Below are 17056 nucleotides of genomic sequence, written 5' to 3'. Positions count from 1 at the left end.
GTTTAGGCGGGGATGGGTTTGACGGTGACGCCGAGTTTGGAGAGTTCGGAGGCGCCGCCGTCCTCTGCGGTGAGCACCCAGATACCTTCGGAGTGCATGCAGACGGAGTGTTCCCATTGGCAGGCGTCTCCCCCATCGACAGTTTTGATGGTCCAGTCGTCCTCGAGGGTGACGGTTTCAATAGAGCCAGTCACAAGCATGGGTTCGATGGCGAAGGCCATGCCCTTTTTGATGCGGGGGCCGAGGTCGCGGGCGGCGTAGTTGAGGACGTCGGGGGACATGTGCATGGAGGTACCGATGCCGTGACCTACGAAGTCTTCGATGATTCCGTACTTGTCGCCGGTTTCTTCCCGAACGAAGTTTTCGATGGCGAAGCCGACTTCACCAATTTTTTTGGCGGTGGCGAGGGCCGCGATGCCGTGCCAGAGGGCTGCTCGGGTGATTTCTGAGAGTTCACGGCGGGCGTCTGAGACCTCGCCGATGAGGGCGGTGCGGGCGGAGTCGCCGTGCCAGGTGGTGCCACGGGCGTCCTGTACAGTGGCGCCTCCGTCGATGGAGATGATGTCGCCTTCGGAAAGGACGCGGGGGCCGGGGATACCGTGAACGACCTCGTCGTTGACCGATGTGCAGATGGTTGCCGGGTAGTCGTAGTAGCCCAGGAAGTTGGATCCTGCGCCGTGTTCAGCGAGGATGCCGCGGAAGACCGTATCGAGTTCGGCGGTAGTGACGCCGGGGGCGGCAGCTGCTACCGCTGCGTCCAGGGCACGGGAGGTGATCACACCTGCTCTGGCCATTTCAGCAAGCTGGCGGTCTGTTTTGTATTCGATGCGGCGCATAGTGCTCTTTCCTGGCTAGGTTTGTGTGGCGTAGTGGAGTCAAACTACACCAGTCTGCTTTAAAAGCCTGTGCCCCCGCAATGACCGGGGGCACAGGTGGAGCGGACGTTTACTTGAGTGCGTCTATGATTCGGGCGGTGACTTCATCAATCTCGCCAAGGCCGTCGATCTCGGTCACGAGGCCGCGCTCGGTGTAAATAGCTACGAGAGGTGCGGTTTCTTCTTCGTAGACCTTGAGGCGGTGGCGGATGACCTCTTCGTTGTCATCTGAGCGACCTTCCTTAGCGGCGCGGCCCAGCAGACGTTCGACCAGTTCGTCGTTGTCGGCGACGAGCAGCAGCACCTGGCCGATTTCCTGGCCCATGTCTGCGAGGATGGTGTCGAGCTCACCGACCTGGGCGGTGTTGCGGGGGTAGCCATCGAGCAGGAAGCCATTAGCGGTATCGTCTTCAGCCAGGCGGGCACGGACCATACGGTTGGTCACGGAGTCGGGGACCAAGTTGCCTGAGTCGATGTAGCTCTTGGCTTCCTTACCTAGCTCGGTTTCTTCCTTGATGTTCTTGCGGAAGATGTCGCCGGTAGAGATAGCGGGGATGTTCAGCTTTGCAGCGATTTTGACGGCCTGGGTGCCTTTGCCGGCGCCGGGAGGGCCAATGATGAGCAGACGATTCATCGGAGCAGTCCTTCGTAGTTGCGTTGTTGGAGCTGGGCGTCGATTTGCTTGACGGTGTCAAGGCCAACGCCGATAACGATCAGCAGTGAGGCACCGCCGAGCGGGAAATTCTGGTTGGCGCCGAAGAGGACGAAGGCTACCAGCGGTAGGAGCGCTAGTAGGGCTACGTAGATGGCGCCGGGAAGGGTAATACGGTTGAGCACGTAGCTCAGGTATTCCTGGGTGGGGCGGCCTGCGCGGATGCCGGGGATGAAGCCGCCGTACTTCTTCATGTTGCCCGCAACTTCTTCGGTGTTGAAGGTGATGGAGACATAGAAGTAGGCAAAACCCAGAATCAGCAGGAAGTAGAGGGTCATGTAGAGCGGGTGATCACCCATGACCAGGTAGGTGTTGATCCAGTTGACCCACTCAGGCGGGGCTGAGCCGTCTGAGGGGGTGTTGAAGCGGGCGATGAGACCGGGCACCATCAGCATGGAGGATGCGAAGATGATGGGGATAACGCCGGCCATGTTGACCTTGAGAGGAATGTAGGTGGTGGTACCGCCGATGGTGCGGCGGCCAATCATTCGCTTGGCGTACTGCACGGGGATACGACGCTGAGACTGCTCAACGAAGACAACCGCAACGATAACTAGCAGGCCGACCGCGACAACTGCTGAGAAGATGCCCCAGCCCTGGGTCTGCAGAATGGAACCAAAAGCGGAAGGGAAGGACGCCGCGATCGAGGTGAAAATCAGCAGGGACATACCGTTGCCCACGCCCTTTTCGGTAATCTGTTCGCCCAGCCACATGACCACACCGGTACCTGCAGTCAGAGCGGTGATAATCAGCAGAATGTTCCAGATACCGTCATCGGGAATAATCGGCAGAGTGCAGCCCTGTAGGAGCATACCCGAACGAGCCAGCGACACAATGGTGGTGGCGTTCAGCAGAGCAAGCAAAATGGTGAGGTAGCGGGTGTACTGGGTCAGTTTGGTCTGCCCCTGGGCACCTTCCTCATGGAGCTGCTGGAAGCGGGGAATGACGACGCGAAGCAGCTGAACAATAATGCTCGCGGTAATGTAAGGCATAACGCCCAGGGCAAAAATCGATAGCTGGAGCAGCGCGCCACCGCTAAAGAGGTTAATCATGTCGTAGACGCCACCGCTTGCGGTAACGGTCGACAGGCACTGCTGCACATTTCCGTAGGAGACACCGGGGGCGGGAATAAAGACGCCCACGCGGTAGATCACGATAATACCCAGGGTGAACAGCAGCTTATTACGCAGGTCGGGCGTCTTGAAAGCCCGTCCGAAAGCGGTCAGCACATGTCCTCCTGTGAGACAAAAAAATTAGGTTGCCCCGGGCAACCTGCTACTGGCAGGTGGACGGGGCGGATACACAATCTTGTCCAGTCTATCGCTTAAAAGTCTTTTGTGCGTAGCGCAGGCCCTCTGAGCGTAAAGAAAGGTGCCCCGCCCACCGAAGTGAGCGGGGCACCCCGCAATAGTTTGCCGCGTCCGGATTGCCCCGGTGCGTCATGGGACTACTTGACGGTTACAGAACCGCCAGCAGCCTCAATCTTGGCCTTAGCTGACTCAGAAACCTTGTCAACGGTTACATTGTAAGCTGCTGAGATTTCGCCGGTACCCAGAACCTTGACTAGTTCGTTCTTGCGAACTGCACCAGCTGCTACCAGAGCGTCAACGGTGATGTCGCCGCCCTCGGGGAACAGTTCCGCAATGCGGTCCAGGTTAACAACCTGGTACTCGGTGCGGAAGGGGTTCTTGAAGCCACGCAGCTTGGGAAGGCGCATGTGCAGCGGAAGCTGACCACCTTCGAAGCCGGCGCGAACCTGGTAACGTGCCTTGGTACCCTTGGTACCGCGACCTGCGGTCTTACCCTTTGAGCCTTCACCGCGGCCTACGCGGGTCTTAGCCTTGTGGGCACCCGGAGCCGGGCGCAGATCGTGAATCTTGATAGCGTCGTTGTTTGCCATCTTTACTTGACCTCCTCAACCTGAACCAGGTGAGCTACGGTGTTAATCATGCCGCAGGTGACGGGGTCAGCAGTGCGAACAACCTTGTTGCCGGGGCGCTTGAGGCCCAGGGAACGGAGGGTGTCGCGCATGTTCTGCTTCTCACCGACATAGGACTTGATCTGGGTGATTTCCAGCTTTGCGTCGCTGGGCTGAATACGCTTACCGGTCATTACGCACCTGCCTTTTCAGACTGAGCGACACGCAGGAAGCCGGGGATAACCTCGTCCTGGGGAAGACCACGGCGTGCAGCAACTGCTACGGGCTCTTCGAGTTGGCGCAGTGCTTCGATGGTCGCGTGGACAATGTTGATCTGGTTCGATGAACCGAGTGACTTGGACAGAACATCGTGGATGCCTGCTGCCTCAAGTACGGCACGAACGGGACCACCAGCGATAACACCGGTACCAGCGGTAGCGGGGCGGAGCATAACTACGCCTGCTGCTGCTTCACCCTGAACGCGGTGAGGAATGGTGCGGCCTTCAACGCGGGGTACGCGGAAGAAGTTCTTCTTTGCTTCTTCTACACCCTTTGAGATAGCTGCAGGAACTTCCTTCGCTTTGCCGTAGCCAACGCCAACCATACCGTTACCGTCACCAACAACGACGAGTGCGGTGAAGCTGAAGCGACGACCACCCTTGACGACCTTGGAGACGCGGTTGATGGTAACAACGCGCTCGATGAACTTGTCCTTCTCTTCTTCGCGGCCGCGGTTGTTGCGGCGCTCACCGCGGTTACCGCGGCGTTCGCCGCGCTCGTTACGGCGGGCTTCGCGCTTCTCGGAGGTTTCAGCGGTAGCTTCTGCGGTTGCTTCAGTCACCTGAGTTTCCTTTTCGTTTACAGTCTGCTCGCTCATTAGAGTGCCAGACCTCCTTCGCGTGCGCCTTCTGCAACTGCTGCGACACGGCCGTGGTACTTGTTACCACCGCGGTCGAAGACAACTGCTTCGATGCCTGCTGCCTTGGCACGCTCGGCAACGAGTTCGCCAACGCGCTTTGCCTTAGCGGTCTTGTCCAGCTCTGCTGCGCGCAGGTCTGCTTCCATGGTGGAAGCTGATGCCAGAGTCAGACCCTTGGTGTCATCAATAACCTGAACGAACATGTGACGAGCTGAGCGGGTGACGGACAGGCGGGGGCGTGCTGCGGTGCCTGAAACGTACTTGCGGACGCGTGCGTGACGGCGTGCGCGCTGTGCTGACTTAGTCTTTACAGCCATTGTTACTTACCAGCCTTTCCGACCTTGCGACGGATCTGCTCGCCTTCGTAGCGAATACCCTTACCCTTGTAGGGATCGGGCTTGCGCAGACCGCGGATGTTAGCGGCTACCTGGCCTACCTGCTGCTTGCTGATACCGGAAACGGTCAGCTTGTTAGCGCCCTCAACAGTGAAGGTGATACCCTCGGGTGCTTCGATGGTGATGGGGTGTGAGTAGCCAAGTGCGAACTCGAGGTCGGAACCCTTAGCGGTTACGCGGTAACCGGTACCAACGATTTCGAGCTTCTTGGAGTAGCCCTCGGTAACACCGATGATCATGTTCTGAATCAGGGTGCGGGTCAGGCCGTGCAGTGAACGTGATGCACGCTCATCGTTCGGGCGGGAAACGGTGACAATACCGTCTTCGAGTGCAACGGTGATGGGAGCAGCAACCTCGTGGGTCAGCTCGCCCTTTGCACCCTTAACAGCAACTACGTTGCCGTCGATCTTTACCTCAACGCCGGCAGGAACCGAGATGGGGAGACGTCCAATACGTGACATTCTTCTTCCTTTCTCTTCTACCGACTACCAGATGTAAGCGACGACTTCGCCGCCAACACCCTTCTTCGCAGCCTGCTTGTCAGTGAGCAGACCTGAAGAGGTTGACAGGATTGCGATGCCGAGGCCACCGTGTACCTGGGGCAGGTTGGTGGACTTTGCGTATACACGCAGACCCGGCTTGGAAATGCGGCGAACGCCTACAATGGAGCGCTCACGTGAGGGGCCGAACTTCAGTTCGAGGGTGAGAGTCTTACCGACCTTTGCTTCCTCTTCCTTGAAATCAGCGATGTAGCCTTCAGCCTTGAGGATCTCGGCGATGCGAGCCTTGAGCTTGGAGTAAGGCATTGACACGGTGTCGTGATGTGCTGAGTTTGCGTTGCGCAAACGGGTCAGCATATCTGCGACAGGATCTGTCATAGTCATGGTGGGCTGAGCCCTTCCTCGTTATGGTTTCCTCACCGTGATTCGGTGCGGACCTATAACGTAGTCGTTACTGGGTCTTGAACGGGAAGCCGAGTGCCTTCAGAAGCGCACGGCCTTCATCGTCGGTCTTTGCAGTGGTTACTACGGTGATGTCCATACCACGTACGCGATCGATTGAGTCCTGATCGATTTCGTGGAACATGGACTGTTCGGTCAGACCGAAGGTGTAGTTACCGTTACCGTCGAACTGGCGGTCCGAGAGGCCGCGGAAGTCGCGGATACGGGGAAGTGCCAGGGTGACGAGGCGGTCGAGGAATTCCCACATGCGATCGCCACGGAGGGTGACGTGTGCGCCGATGGGCTGACCTTCACGCAGCTTGAACTGTGCGATGGACTTCTTCGCGCGGGTAACGAGCGGCTTCTGACCGGTGATAGCGGTGAGGTCGCGGATAGCACCATCCATGAGCTTCGCGTCTTTAGCAGCTTCACCAACACCCATGTTAACGACGACCTTAACGATCTTCGGTGCCTGCATGACGTTCTCGTACTTGAACTCTTCCTGCAGGGCGGGGGTGACTACTTCGTTGAACTTAGTCTTGAAACGAGGGGTAATCTTTGCTTCGGTCATTAGATGTCCTTACCCGAGCTCTTGGCAACGCGAACGCGAGCAGTGCGTTCCTTGCCATTGCGCTCTACGGTCTCGAGGCGGTAACCAACGCGGGTCGGCTTCTTGGTCTCGGGATCAACGATTGCAACGTTTGAAACGTGAATCGGTGCCTCAACCTTTTCGATGCCGCCAGCTTTGCCGGTCATGGGGTTAGCCTTGTTGTGCTTGGTGACGATCTTAACGCCTTCAACCAGCACGCGCTCGGTCTTGGGGAATACTTTCAGAACCTTGCCCTGTTTACCCTTATCTGCACCTGAAATAACCTGTACCAGGTCGCCAGACTTAATCTTAGCCATGAGTTAGAGCACCTCCGGAGCAAGTGAAATGATCTTCATGAACTTCTTGTCGCGCAGTTCGCGGCCAACAGGTCCGAAGATACGGGTGCCACGGGGGTCACCATCGGTGTTCTTGAGAATTACTGCTGAGTTCTCGTCGAACTTGATGTAGGAGCCGTCGGGACGACGAACTTCCTTCTTGGTGCGGACGACTACTGCCTTAACAACGTCGCCCTTCTTTACGGTACCGCCGGGGATTGCGTCCTTGACGGTTGCGACGATGATGTCGCCAATGCCTGCGTAACGACGCTTTGAGCCGCCGAGAACACGGATGGTCAGGATTTCCTTCGCACCGGTGTTGTCAGCAACCTTGAGTCGTGACTCCTGCTGAATCATATTTCTCCTGTCGTCTCGCCGGTTCCGACACACGGTATTTTGTGAGCCAGCCTTGCGGAACATTTCTACGGGATGTTGACGCGCCGGTCTCTTACAGCCCTTGAATGAGTTGAAGAGTTGGCGGACACGCCTGGGCTCCTATCATGCCGACGAGCATCTAGACCCGCGTTAGCGGGCGAACCCCGCGTTTTGAGCGGCATTATGCTGTGGCACGAAAAGAACCGTGGTTGTGTGGGTATAGTGAACCACACAGAATGAAAACTTTACCAGTTGATAAGACGTTAGAAAAGAGACCTTCCCTACAAAGAGCCTTGCTTGCACGTTGTTTTCAACACATCGTCCGCAGCAAGACAGTAAGAAAGCCTCAGGGCAGAGAGTCTCCAGTCGGAGTCTCTCCACCCTGAGTGAGAAATCGTAGCTTTTATTTGGGGTAGATCCCTATACCTACTACACTATCGCTTAGGCTGCACGACGTCGGTAAACAATGACTGCTACACCTGCAACTAAGGCAAGAGCGCCGATTCCCGATAGGATAGCAACCGATGCACCGGTGTGGGCCAGTTTGCTACTACCGGCTGAGCTAGCTGTCTGCTGTGCAGATGTACCGGTCTGGGACTGGCCGGTGCTTGTGCCGCCCTGGTTCGCCACTCCCGTCTGCTGCTGAGAAATTACCGCGCCGTCGCTAGCCTGCCCCGTTGCCCCTGCACTGGGTGCTGAACTGGGATCGGAGGTCGGTTCAGCGCTGGGATTGGTGGTCGGCTCTTCGGTGGGCTGGCTTGAGGGGTCAGAGCTAGGAGCTTGGCTAGGTTCTACAGAAGGAGTGGGGGTAGGCTCATTGCTGGGTTCAGGTGCAGGCTCGATTCCTACAGCAGAGTCCACGAAAGTTCCATAGCCACCAAAGGCTGCCAGAGTTGAGGTAACAGTGGCAGTTTCAGGAGCTTCACAGGTAGTTACTGCAGTCTCAGCAACAGTTACTTCAACAGGGATGCTACGAGGCTGGTCGCCATCCTTGAGGCTACCGGTGAGAACTCGCACCTTATGAGTGGACCCAGCTAACCAGGCATTGTTGGAGTTGCTACCTGTGGGAACAGGCAGGGTAACAGTGAAGTTGCCTTGTGCATCAGCTTCGATAGTCCGCACGACGCTACCTTCACCATCATTCATCTGGGTTGCCCTGTCGTCATACAGCAGTCCCAATACTGAGCCGCCACCGGATGGATGAGTGAATCCGGTACCAGTGAGGGTCATCTGACCGCTTTCAGAAACGTTAGTGACAACCAGCTTTGCCCCGTCAGCACTGGCGCCTTCAAAACTATTGATAGTTTCAGCTGACGTAGCTGCTTGACCTGCCACTGTGCCATTGTCGGTCACGGTGAACTTGGTCATTGCGTGCGCGTTGATAGCTGTAGCTTCAACATCCTGCCAGTCAGCGGGCTGCCCTTCTGCCGCAACATTCTGCAGACCCTTTACCTCAACCGCAGCTGAAGCATACTTGCCGGTCTTGTAGTCAAGGGTAAAAGGTACTTCAACATTGGTAAAAGCGGTTCCACGTTCAAGGCCGATGACACCGTGGGGGGTTACAGCTACATCGTTTGCCCCCATGCCTTCACCGACGGTACGAGCCACGGTGGCGGCAATTCGGTCTGTTTGCCCGTCAATCACGTAGTAGGAACCGGTTGAAAGGTCAGTTGCGTAGACCAGGTCTCGAGCTTCGTCAGCGTCGATTGAAAGGCCCTGGGTACCAAAGTTAATCCAGCTCTTGAAGGCACCGGCGGTCTTGTCGTAGACGCCCACACCTGCGTTGACCCCGTTGGAGCCCTGGCTTGAGACGTAAAGTTCGTTGAGTGACCGATCAAAGGTGACGTCAGAAGCAATAAGGTCTGCACTGGCATCGTTACCCTGCAGGGCAAATTCATTGACGATAGCTAGCGTATTAAGGTCTACAACAACCAGCTTCGGGGTTCCAAAGACGGGGAAATAACCCAGGCCTGCTTCTTCGTCCAGGGCGAAGTTCATGACGCTTGCTGCACGGCCGGAGGCATCGCTGACAGGAATCGCCGCAAGGTGCTGGTAGGTGGCGCCGTCTAGAACAACGATGGACCCCTGGGTGCCGATAAAGATTTTGCCCTGTGCAGCTCGCACCTCGCGGGGGTGGGCAGTTGTAATTGCCTGGTCTTCCGGTAAATCCAGAGTCGTGAAGACCTGTTTCATGGTGGCCTGGTCGAAGGCAGTAACACTGTTAGTGCGGGTGTTGGTCACCCAGACGGTGCCGTTGACGTCATCGACTCCAACACCGTAGGCACCAGCGACCTGGTAGCCAGCAGGGTTTTCTCCTTCCCAGCCACGGGGTGAGTAGCTGGTGGTATTCAGACCGACGGTGTGGGTAATCTGCATGGTTGCCGGGTCAACCTTTGCCAGGGTTGAGGTCATGATGGGCGGACGTCCGTTGGAGCCGGTAACCCACAGGGTGTCGTTGGCTGCCGAGTAAGCCAGCTGGTATTGCCCGGGCAGACCCTGGTGCTGGGTTGAGGCAACGTCAAATGCCCGGAAGGTGCAACTCTGGGTGGAATCATCTGCAAATGCGCTCTCTGTTGAGGTCACAGGAGCAATCAAAAGTGCGCCTAGCATCATTGCTGTGGTGCTGCCGGTGAGCAGGAAACGGGAGCGGTTGCGGCGGAGTGCCTGATGAGAGAGTTTCATCTGTCCTCTTTAAAAATGTGTGGTGTGGTAGGGCAGCTAAGCCCATTTAGGATACATTCAGCGCTATATGAGGGTAGCCTTACCGAATACAAAGTTAAGTTTTCCCTAATTAAGAGCGTGAGGCAAGTATTTTTCCATATTAGGTCACTCTTTTCTTCTCTAATTGGCAAAGCATTACAGAATCTGTTCAATCAGAGCCGCTTTCAGCACGTCCGTATGCCCTCCTTCTGCCACCACGAGCTCATAATCCGAGCAATACTCTTTCCACTCGTGGGCAGGAGCACCTGACTCCAGCGTCTCCTGAGCCGCTATCAGAACAACAGGGGCATCGAGAGCTGACGGAGTTCCCTGACGAACCCACTCCATAGCTTTTTGAACCTGTGCCAAACAGACCTTCAAGCGCTCCGACGGCAAAGAGCCCAGGGCGCTACTGCTCTTCCTCAGAGCCTCTAGGACCCCAGCTTCTGTCAGGTCTGCCTCATCTAGCTCTAGGCCACCTAACCTGGCAATAGCTCTCCATTTATCTACCTCTTGCGCAGGCGGGAAAGTCCTCCAGTAGGACTGGGGGTAGGCGTCCAGCACAATAACTTTCTGGGGCGCTAGCCCCCGTGACTCCAAAAGATACGCCAGTTCTTGAGCCATCATGCCGCCCAAAGACCAGCCCACAAGGGTAGCTCCTTGCAAATCAGCTCCTTGCATCTCAAGCAGTCTTTCCAGGGCTCTGGCTGCAGCTTCCGCGAGGGAAGAACTATTCCCTCCTCTTTCCGCCCCAGAATATTCTTCAGCCTGAATCAGAAAAATCGGGCTACTTTCGGGAAAAGCCGAAAGCAAGGGAGCATAGCACCAGCCCAGACCTCCCGCCGGAGGCAAAAAGATGACGGGGGCACCGCCGTCCCCAGGACGCAGCAACAGGCAGGGAGCAAAGTCATCCAGTTTCTCCTGGAACAAGCTAGCAGCAAGCCCCTGGGGAGTAGGGTTAGCGAAGATGCTCACCAAGGAAACCTCACACCCGAATTCTTGGCCCAGCTCCTCTGCCAGAACCATGGCAAGTAGCGAATGGCCACCAGCAGAGAAAAAGTCAGTTTCTGCCCCTATCTCATGCCCCAGCACGCGACTAAAGACCTGGCAGCAACGTTCAACGGTAAAGCTTTGCGGTGGTGCCTCCCCAGCTTCTTCTTCCGGCAGGAGGGGGTAGCCCATCAGTGTAGTGCGGTCGACCTTCCCGTTTATAGTCAGCGGTAAAGTCTCTAGAACCTGCCAGTGCGAAGGGACCATGTAGTCACTCAGATGCAGGGCAGCATGACAGCGGGCAGCTTCTACTGCTTCGTCAGTGCTCATGCCGGGTGCTATCTCCATAAAGGCGATGAGGTACTCTTTAGCCCCTTCTTGACGGTAGATAAGGCAGCTTCGGGCAAGAGAAGGGACCTCAGAGAGAACCGCCTCAATTTCTGCAAGCTCAACTCGCTGACCCCGAATCTTAATTTGATGGTCCAGCCGCCCGCGGTAGTACAGAAGGCCATCCTTGCCCCACACCACCATGTCACCTGTAGCGTAGACAGATTGGCCGTGGTCGTCCGATGAAAATGCGGCGGCGGTAGCTTCTGGGCGGTTAAGGTAGCCGTCGCTCACCTGTACTCCGTGCAGGTAGAGTTCGCCTCGCATTAGCGGTGGGCAGGGGTGCCCCGCAGAGTCCCGAATCGATACTGCAGTATTCCATACGGGCTGTCCCATAGGCACAAGGTCGGGCACCTGCCCAGGATCCATACAGTAGGCCGTGACGTCTATAGCGGCTTCGGTGGGACCATAAAAGTTATAGACCTTGGCTCCCATCAGCCGGTGGGTCTGCCGAACTAAAGATGCATCAAGAGCCTCTCCAGAGCAGACCACTGCCCGCGGCCCCTTCCCTGTGTGCATGAGCTCTTGGGCCTGCTTCGATCTGTTAAAGGCAGCTAACATACTGGGTACAAAATGAAGCACGTCAATAGCAGAACTACAGATAATCCTTGCTAAATAAGCGGGGTCGCGGTGCCCCAAAGGGGCACAGAGCACTGTTCTAGCGCCCTGAGTAACTCCCCAGTAGAGCTCCCAGACATGAACGTCAAAGGAGATAGGAGTCTTATATAGAACCCACTCTTCCTGACCTAGCTTGACGAGCTGGGTCTGCCAGGCGAGACGATTATGCAGGGCTAGGGCCTTAACACCCACGCCCTTGGGCCTGCCGGTAGAACCGGATGTAAATAAGATATAGGCCAGCTCATCACCGTCTAGCGTCAGGCCCTTCATCTCCGCCAGATCGCACTCAGTGCTCCTGTCTTCTAGGTTCTCAGGGAAGCCCATAACCTCTACCCCGTATTCCCGAGAGAGTTCTTCGAGTTGCTGCTGCCCCAGAAAATCACTGTTGACAACTAGCTCAAGTTCGGCGTCCTGGCACATGCTCCGCACCCTGCTACCTGGCAGCGAGGGCTCAAGGGGAACATAAACCGCGCCAAGATAGGCCAGAGCAAAAACCAGAACCATGAACTCAAGGCTGCGATGCCCGCGCACCCCGACCCTGCTCCCCTGCCCTATTTCCCGGCTAGCTAATTCAAGAGCCAGGCTAATACTGCTATTACGAAGCTGGGCGTAGGTTAGCTCCCGTCCGCCCTGAAAATTCCAGGAGCCTTGCTGATAGTTCGCAGCCTCAGCGAAGGCTACCTGCTCGGGTATTTCCTGTGCTTTGTGCTCCACAATAGCGGCGAGGGGCTTGTAGTCTAGGGCAACTGTTTCCCCCTGCAAGGACTCCAGCAGAGCTTCATCGTGGGGGCTGAGCAGGGACAGCGCTTCCAAAGAGCCATCTTCTAACGCAACCTGAGCCCACTTCTCTAGCCAATGAATTAGTCGCTGAGCCACAGCGTCGGCATCTTGTGCCAGCAGCAGTTCAGGGTTGATATCGAGTTCTACCGACAGCTCTTGCCCCCGGTAGGGAGTTCCGCGGACGGTCACGGTCAGGTGGGGAACAGGCCCGGCTGCCACGTTCACAACGCGCCCCACCCCTGCAGTCCCCGCAACAAAACGGGCGTCGAAGGGCACAATATTAATTTGGGCTCCGCCCAGAAGCACTCCCTGCTGGGAGGCTCTCGCCTGAAGATCTTCATAAGGCGCTAGGGCGTGTTCGGCGTTATACCACATCCCGTCTTGCACAGTTTCTAGTGCTTTGCGGGCGTTGCCGCGGGCAGGGCAAACAAGGGGTAGCAGGTTCACCGCGCTCAGAGCCGTTTGAGCACTCAGCCTGGGAGCTAGCCCCGGTATCACACGGTTCATCTGCGGAACCAGAGCTCGAAAAGCCTCCTGCCCCTGGTGCCGGCCCATAAAAGCGCCTACCGCCGCAATCATCATTTGAGGCCAAGACGCCCTCGTCAGCTCACCAATTATCCGGTAGGAGTTCTGCAGCTCAGGTGACAGCAGGGCGCGCACACGCACAGTTTCACCGGCTGCTTCAGTTCCACCTGCACCAGATACGCTATCTAGACTCGGGTCCTCGTCCCAGGCAAGCTCCGGTAGTTTCTGTAGGTAGGCAGCAAGCTGGCCCTCAAGCACCCGCTGATTTTTAGCCTCTTCTTCGGCAAGCTCAGCAAGCGAAGGACGCTTGTGGAAGGAAGGTTCCTCACCCTTTTCTAGCTGGCTATAGGCAGAAAAAATCTGCCGCAGTATCTCATAGGCAGCAAAGCCATCAGCCAGGAGGTGGTGAATGGCATGATAAAACCAGTACCGGCCATTGATATGCACCAGGGCAGAATCAAGCCCCTGCCCCTGGCAAACGGGCATGGGACGCTGACGTCGTTGCTGGGCCCAGGCTAAAACGGTAGCTTCTTCCTCGCCCGGTACTGCCTCAAGTTCTAGCTCCTCAAGAATCTCTAGGCGCTGAAGGTGCTCTTCGGCAGGAAGTGCAGCCCACATTACCTCCCGCGTGCCCCGGCCCCGCTCCCCTAGCTCGATAATGGTTCTTAGGGTTTCGTGCTCCGCATAGACCACTTTTATTGCTCGGCGTAAGAGCCCCGCTTCTAGGGGAGCTTCAAAAACTACCAGCTCAGCTGTTATATAGGTAGAACTTTCGGGCTCAAGCTCAGTGGCAAAGAAGATTCCCTGAGCAGAACGAGGTAGGGGGTACCAGGACCGTGACATCTTAGGCAGTCGCCTCCCTCAAAAACTGAAGGGTGGGGTGGGCAACGAAGTCTGTAAATTCAATCTGATACCCGGCAGCTGCCAGATCATCGAGTAAAAGAAAAGCTCCCATGGAATCTAGCCCGGCATCAAAAATACTGCTAAAGGGGTCAAGGTCCTGCGAGCCCTGGGGAAGATAGGAGGCGAGGAGTTCTTTCAACTGATCAAGTGACATGGGGGCGTCCTTACTTTGAGTGTGTGGAACCAAGCAGCTCCTGTGCGAGCTGAGACCTGAGATTTTTTCGAGAAATTTTTCCTACATTTGTCAGGGGTAAATCGTTCAGCACGAAGACCTGGTCTGGGAGTTTGTACTCGCTCAGGCCTAGCTCCCGAAGCTGCTCTCGCACAGACTGCAGCGTGGGGTACTGAACTGTCTCCTGAACCGTGAGCGCCAGACCGACTTTTTCCCCCAGCCGTTCGTCTGGAATGCCGATGGCAATAGCGTCCTTAATATCTGCCAACTGCAGGGCGGCGTCCTCTAGCTCATCAATCGATATCTTTTCTCCCGCACGATTAATCTGGTCTTTGATACGCCCTACCATTTCAAGGTTTCCCTGGCTATCAAGCTTCACCAGATCCCCGGTGCGGTAAAAACCATCTTCGGTAAAGCTGGCTCCCCGCTGTGCATCAGCACCGTAGTACTGGCGGATTGTGTAGGGGCCGCGGGTCAGTAACTCCCCCACCTGGCCTGTACCGACCGCCTGCCCTTGCCCGTCAACGACCCTGATTTCGTCGTGGGGGCTAATGGGCCTACCCTGAGTTGAACACACCGTTTCATGATCATCGCTCAGCCGGGTGTAGTTCACCAGCCCCTCGGCCATACCGGCTACCTGCTGCAGGGTCGCCCCAAGCTGGGGAGTAATTTTTCGGGCCAGGGTAGGAGAAAGTTTGGCGCCACCGACCTGAATAACCCTCAAGCTCGGAAAGCTCAGTGAACGACGCTCAGCCAGTAGCAGCCAGCTCTGCACCAGCGGGGGCACTAGGGAAACCTGGGTTACCTGATGACGCTGAATCAGGGCAAAAGAGGTTTGGGGGCTGGGGTCATGGGCAAAGACCAAGGTAGCTCCCCGATAGAGGGAACCAAGAATACCCGGTGAACTCATGGTGAAGTTATGGGCAGCGGGAAGTACCACAAGGCTAATCGTCTCTTCTGTTACCTCGCAGATTTCTGTTGAGGCCCGAACAGAGTAGAGATAGTCTGCATGGGTGCGGGGAATGAGTTTAGATAGCCCTGTGGTTCCGCCAGATAGTTGAAAGAAGGCCGTGTTTTCGCTCAGGATTCTTGCTCCGCGGTCGGCTACCGGCCGGTCATAGTGCGGGACTTGCTCAGGGTCAGCAACAGGTGCCTGGGTCAGGTCTAGCGCCAGGGGCGGTTCTAGCCCTTCTTCCTGAAGTTGCTGACTGTAATCAGCGTGAAGAGCCCAGTAATCTGTGTTTTCAGCGCCCTGGGCGAAGATGTGCAGCGCTGCGTCTGTGGTTCGCGCGAAGTGGGCCAGGTCTTTAGCCCGGTGTTTCGGTAGGGCGAAGATAGGCAGGGTACCGGCAATAAAAGCTCCTAACATATAGGAGAGAAATTCTAGGGTGTTAGGTAGCTGCAGGATAACGCGGTCGCCCGGGCAAACACCGAGGCTACGGATATGTTGAGCGGCGGTATGGGCTTCGTTCTCTAGCTGCCGGTAGGTCCAGCTCTTGGTGTCGCTGCTGGGTGACAGGTAGTTTTCCCGGGTGCTGACTCCGTGGGCAGCAATGTTATCGGGGTATTGTTTGAAGATGTTTTCTATAAATTCGGGGAAGGTTTCTGGCTGATAGTAGCCAGCCTCCCGATAGACACGGGCGAAGTCTTCGGGCATGGGGGCAATAGGCAGAAGCGGGCTGCGGGCAGACGTCTTTGTCATGGGCTTTAGCTTTCGTTCTTAGGGGCAGGAAAGATCTGGGTCAAGTGGCTCACCAGGCTGTTTCGCCAGCAGGCGTAGTCATGCCCACCGTTATAGGTCATAAGCTGGGCATGAAAACCCGCGGTGTGAGCAGCCTGCACAAAGCTCTGGTGAGGTTCTAGCAGCACCCATTCTTGGGTTCCACATTCTAGGTAGAGCTGGATTTTTTGCCGTTGGGCGGACGTCAGGGTGCAGCTTGCCTGCGCAAAGGCCTGTTTAGCGATAGGGTTCCAGAGGGAAGCTGACTGGCTCAGGGCGATACCAAAGGTTTGGGGGTAGGTGAAAACGCCAACGAGAGCTGCGAGCGCACCCAGGCTTTGCCCCACAAGAACGGTACGCTCTGGGGAGAGCATGAGGGCTTCTTTTTGCGCTAGGTAAGGGAGTAGACAGCTGGCGATTTCTGCAAGCAGGGAGCTGTCCTGCCCTAGCTGTTTCCAGCGTTGTTCGCGTCCGCCTGAATGAATCAGCAGTAGGTAGTGGTCTTGTAGCTCTGCGTCCTTGACCGCTTGAGCACTCGCTGCGGGTAGTCCTTGGTGGGCCCAGATTTCTCCGTCAAAGATGATGAAGAGGGGCGAGTGTTCTATGGGGGTACCGATGGGAATGAGCTCGTAGTCTAGGGTGCCCTGGTGAGCGCGAGGGTCTTTGGGGGTGTAGCTGTTCCAGTTCGGCTGGTGGGGGGTGCGGTAGTCAGCCTGGTAGGGGGTACGCGGTGCCTGCGGTAGTTCGACGACTGAGAGGAGGTTTCCTCCTCTATTGGGGCAGTGCTGGGGGTTGGCTGGGTCTGCCTGGCCAGCGTCGAGGGCTGCGCGGAGCTGGGGGTGGTGGTTGCTGGTGAGCCAGGCTGGTTGCTGGCCCTGGGGGGTGGGCAGGAAGCTGTAGGACGCTCGCCAGGTATTTTCCATGTTAAAGGAGGCATACCAGTAGGGTGTTGCCGGAATTCTTTCGAGAAGCGTTGCTTCTAGGTTTGTCTCATCGGTCAGCCGGTTTGCGAAGAGGAGCACGGAGTCTAGGGGCTCTGTTTGAGCGTAGATGAAGGTAACGATGCTGTGGTTGGGTTGGCTCGGTTCAAGGAGCGGTAGCTGCTGCATGAGCTCGCGAACCTGGGTACTGAGGTCTTGGTCCGTCAGCTCCCCGGAGTTCCGAGCCTCGACGAGGGCGGAGATACGGGGCGAGGTAGTCCT

The 17056-nt window shown here is 56.7% G+C and carries 17 protein-coding genes; all 17 read right to left on the bottom strand.

Annotated features, from left to right (window positions below; genetic code table 11):
• Positions 1-2: 2 nt before the first annotated feature.
• Positions 3-836: a type I methionyl aminopeptidase gene (gene map / locus E4U03_RS10860; protein ID WP_135013753.1), complete on the bottom strand. Its 834-nt coding sequence runs from the start codon at positions 834-836 to the stop codon at positions 3-5.
• 109 nt (positions 837-945) lie between these two features.
• Complete coding sequence (locus E4U03_RS10855) at positions 946-1509, bottom strand: adenylate kinase (RefSeq protein WP_135013752.1); 564 nt, start codon at positions 1507-1509, stop codon at positions 946-948.
• The gene (gene secY, locus E4U03_RS10850) at positions 1506-2816 is read right to left on the bottom strand and encodes a preprotein translocase subunit SecY (RefSeq protein WP_135013751.1); all 1311 of its coding nucleotides are present in this window, start codon (positions 2814-2816) and stop codon (positions 1506-1508) included. Before secY ends, E4U03_RS10855 begins: the two co-directional genes overlap by 4 nt.
• A gap of 218 nt (positions 2817-3034) precedes the next feature.
• Positions 3035-3487, bottom strand: a complete 453-nt coding sequence (gene rplO / locus E4U03_RS10845) for a 50S ribosomal protein L15 (protein ID WP_135013750.1) — start codon at positions 3485-3487, stop codon at positions 3035-3037.
• A gap of 2 nt (positions 3488-3489) precedes the next feature.
• On the bottom strand, positions 3490-3699 hold the full coding sequence (gene rpmD / locus E4U03_RS10840; RefSeq protein WP_135013749.1) for a 50S ribosomal protein L30: 210 nt from the start codon (positions 3697-3699) through the stop codon (positions 3490-3492).
• Positions 3699-4382: a 30S ribosomal protein S5 gene (rpsE, locus tag E4U03_RS10835; protein ID WP_135013748.1), complete on the bottom strand. Its 684-nt coding sequence runs from the start codon at positions 4380-4382 to the stop codon at positions 3699-3701. The genes rpmD and rpsE overlap by 1 nt, the downstream gene beginning before the upstream one ends.
• The gene (gene rplR, locus E4U03_RS10830) at positions 4382-4741 is read right to left on the bottom strand and encodes a 50S ribosomal protein L18 (protein WP_135013747.1); all 360 of its coding nucleotides are present in this window, start codon (positions 4739-4741) and stop codon (positions 4382-4384) included. The genes rpsE and rplR overlap by 1 nt, the downstream gene beginning before the upstream one ends.
• Positions 4742-4743: 2 nt before the next feature.
• A complete protein-coding gene (gene rplF, locus E4U03_RS10825) occupies positions 4744-5280 on the bottom strand; it encodes a 50S ribosomal protein L6 (protein ID WP_135013746.1) in 537 nt (178 codons plus the stop codon).
• A gap of 24 nt (positions 5281-5304) precedes the next feature.
• Complete coding sequence (gene rpsH, locus E4U03_RS10820; protein WP_135013745.1) at positions 5305-5703, bottom strand: 30S ribosomal protein S8; 399 nt, start codon at positions 5701-5703, stop codon at positions 5305-5307.
• A 67-nt stretch (positions 5704-5770) separates the two neighbouring features.
• Positions 5771-6331, bottom strand: a complete 561-nt coding sequence (rplE, locus tag E4U03_RS10815) for a 50S ribosomal protein L5 (RefSeq protein ID WP_135013744.1) — start codon at positions 6329-6331, stop codon at positions 5771-5773.
• Positions 6331-6666 (bottom strand): 50S ribosomal protein L24, encoded by a 336-nt coding sequence (gene rplX / locus E4U03_RS10810; RefSeq protein ID WP_135013743.1) that lies wholly within the window; start codon positions 6664-6666, stop codon positions 6331-6333. The genes rplE and rplX overlap by 1 nt, the downstream gene beginning before the upstream one ends.
• Positions 6667-6669: 3 nt before the next feature.
• Complete coding sequence (gene rplN, locus E4U03_RS10805; RefSeq protein ID WP_135013742.1) at positions 6670-7041, bottom strand: 50S ribosomal protein L14; 372 nt, start codon at positions 7039-7041, stop codon at positions 6670-6672.
• Positions 7042-7500: 459 nt separating this feature from the next.
• Entirely contained in the window at positions 7501-9741 is a 2241-nt protein-coding gene (locus E4U03_RS12945; protein ID WP_167752404.1) for a hypothetical protein, read from the bottom strand.
• A gap of 174 nt (positions 9742-9915) precedes the next feature.
• Positions 9916-13902: a non-ribosomal peptide synthetase gene (locus E4U03_RS10795; RefSeq protein ID WP_135013741.1), complete on the bottom strand. Its 3987-nt coding sequence runs from the start codon at positions 13900-13902 to the stop codon at positions 9916-9918.
• A gap of 1 nt (position 13903) precedes the next feature.
• Complete coding sequence (locus E4U03_RS10790) at positions 13904-14116, bottom strand: acyl carrier protein (RefSeq protein ID WP_135013740.1); 213 nt, start codon at positions 14114-14116, stop codon at positions 13904-13906.
• A gap of 10 nt (positions 14117-14126) precedes the next feature.
• Complete coding sequence (locus tag E4U03_RS10785; RefSeq protein WP_135013739.1) at positions 14127-15836, bottom strand: (2,3-dihydroxybenzoyl)adenylate synthase; 1710 nt, start codon at positions 15834-15836, stop codon at positions 14127-14129.
• A 5-nt stretch (positions 15837-15841) separates the two neighbouring features.
• Positions 15842-17056: enterochelin esterase domain-containing protein (locus tag E4U03_RS10780; RefSeq protein WP_135013738.1), on the bottom strand; the 1215-nt coding region annotated here is incomplete at its 5' end.

The sequence above is a fragment of the Rothia nasimurium genome (assembly GCF_004569295.1).
Taxonomy (GTDB): domain Bacteria; phylum Actinomycetota; class Actinomycetes; order Actinomycetales; family Micrococcaceae; genus Rothia; species Rothia nasimurium_B.
This window is presented reverse-complemented; position numbering and strand designations above follow the sequence as displayed.

Bases quoted from the DNA above. Each gene is read 5' to 3' on its own strand.
- E4U03_RS10785 (WP_135013739.1), bottom strand. From the start codon at position 15,836: ATGACAAAGACGTCTGCCCGCAGCCCGCTTCTGCCTATTGCCCCCATG.
- rplX (WP_135013743.1), bottom strand. From the start codon at position 6,666: ATGGCTAAGATTAAGTCTGGCGACCTGGTACAGGTTATTTCAGGTGCA.
- E4U03_RS10795 (WP_135013741.1), bottom strand. From the start codon at position 13,902: ATGTCACGGTCCTGGTACCCCCTACCTCGTTCTGCTCAGGGAATCTTC.
- rplF (WP_135013746.1), bottom strand. From the start codon at position 5,280: ATGTCACGTATTGGACGTCTCCCCATCTCGGTTCCTGCCGGCGTTGAG.
- rplN (WP_135013742.1), bottom strand. From the start codon at position 7,041: ATGATTCAGCAGGAGTCACGACTCAAGGTTGCTGACAACACCGGTGCG.
- E4U03_RS12945 (WP_167752404.1), bottom strand. From the start codon at position 9,741: ATGAAACTCTCTCATCAGGCACTCCGCCGCAACCGCTCCCGTTTCCTG.
- rplO (WP_135013750.1), bottom strand. From the start codon at position 3,487: ATGGCAAACAACGACGCTATCAAGATTCACGATCTGCGCCCGGCTCCG.
- rplR (WP_135013747.1), bottom strand. From the start codon at position 4,741: ATGGCTGTAAAGACTAAGTCAGCACAGCGCGCACGCCGTCACGCACGC.
- E4U03_RS10855 (WP_135013752.1), bottom strand. From the start codon at position 1,509: ATGAATCGTCTGCTCATCATTGGCCCTCCCGGCGCCGGCAAAGGCACC.
- rplE (WP_135013744.1), bottom strand. From the start codon at position 6,331: ATGACCGAAGCAAAGATTACCCCTCGTTTCAAGACTAAGTTCAACGAA.
- rpmD (WP_135013749.1), bottom strand. From the start codon at position 3,699: ATGACCGGTAAGCGTATTCAGCCCAGCGACGCAAAGCTGGAAATCACC.
- rpsH (WP_135013745.1), bottom strand. From the start codon at position 5,703: ATGACTATGACAGATCCTGTCGCAGATATGCTGACCCGTTTGCGCAAC.
- E4U03_RS10790 (WP_135013740.1), bottom strand. From the start codon at position 14,116: ATGTCACTTGATCAGTTGAAAGAACTCCTCGCCTCCTATCTTCCCCAG.
- rpsE (WP_135013748.1), bottom strand. From the start codon at position 4,382: ATGAGCGAGCAGACTGTAAACGAAAAGGAAACTCAGGTGACTGAAGCA.
- map (WP_135013753.1), bottom strand. From the start codon at position 836: ATGCGCCGCATCGAATACAAAACAGACCGCCAGCTTGCTGAAATGGCC.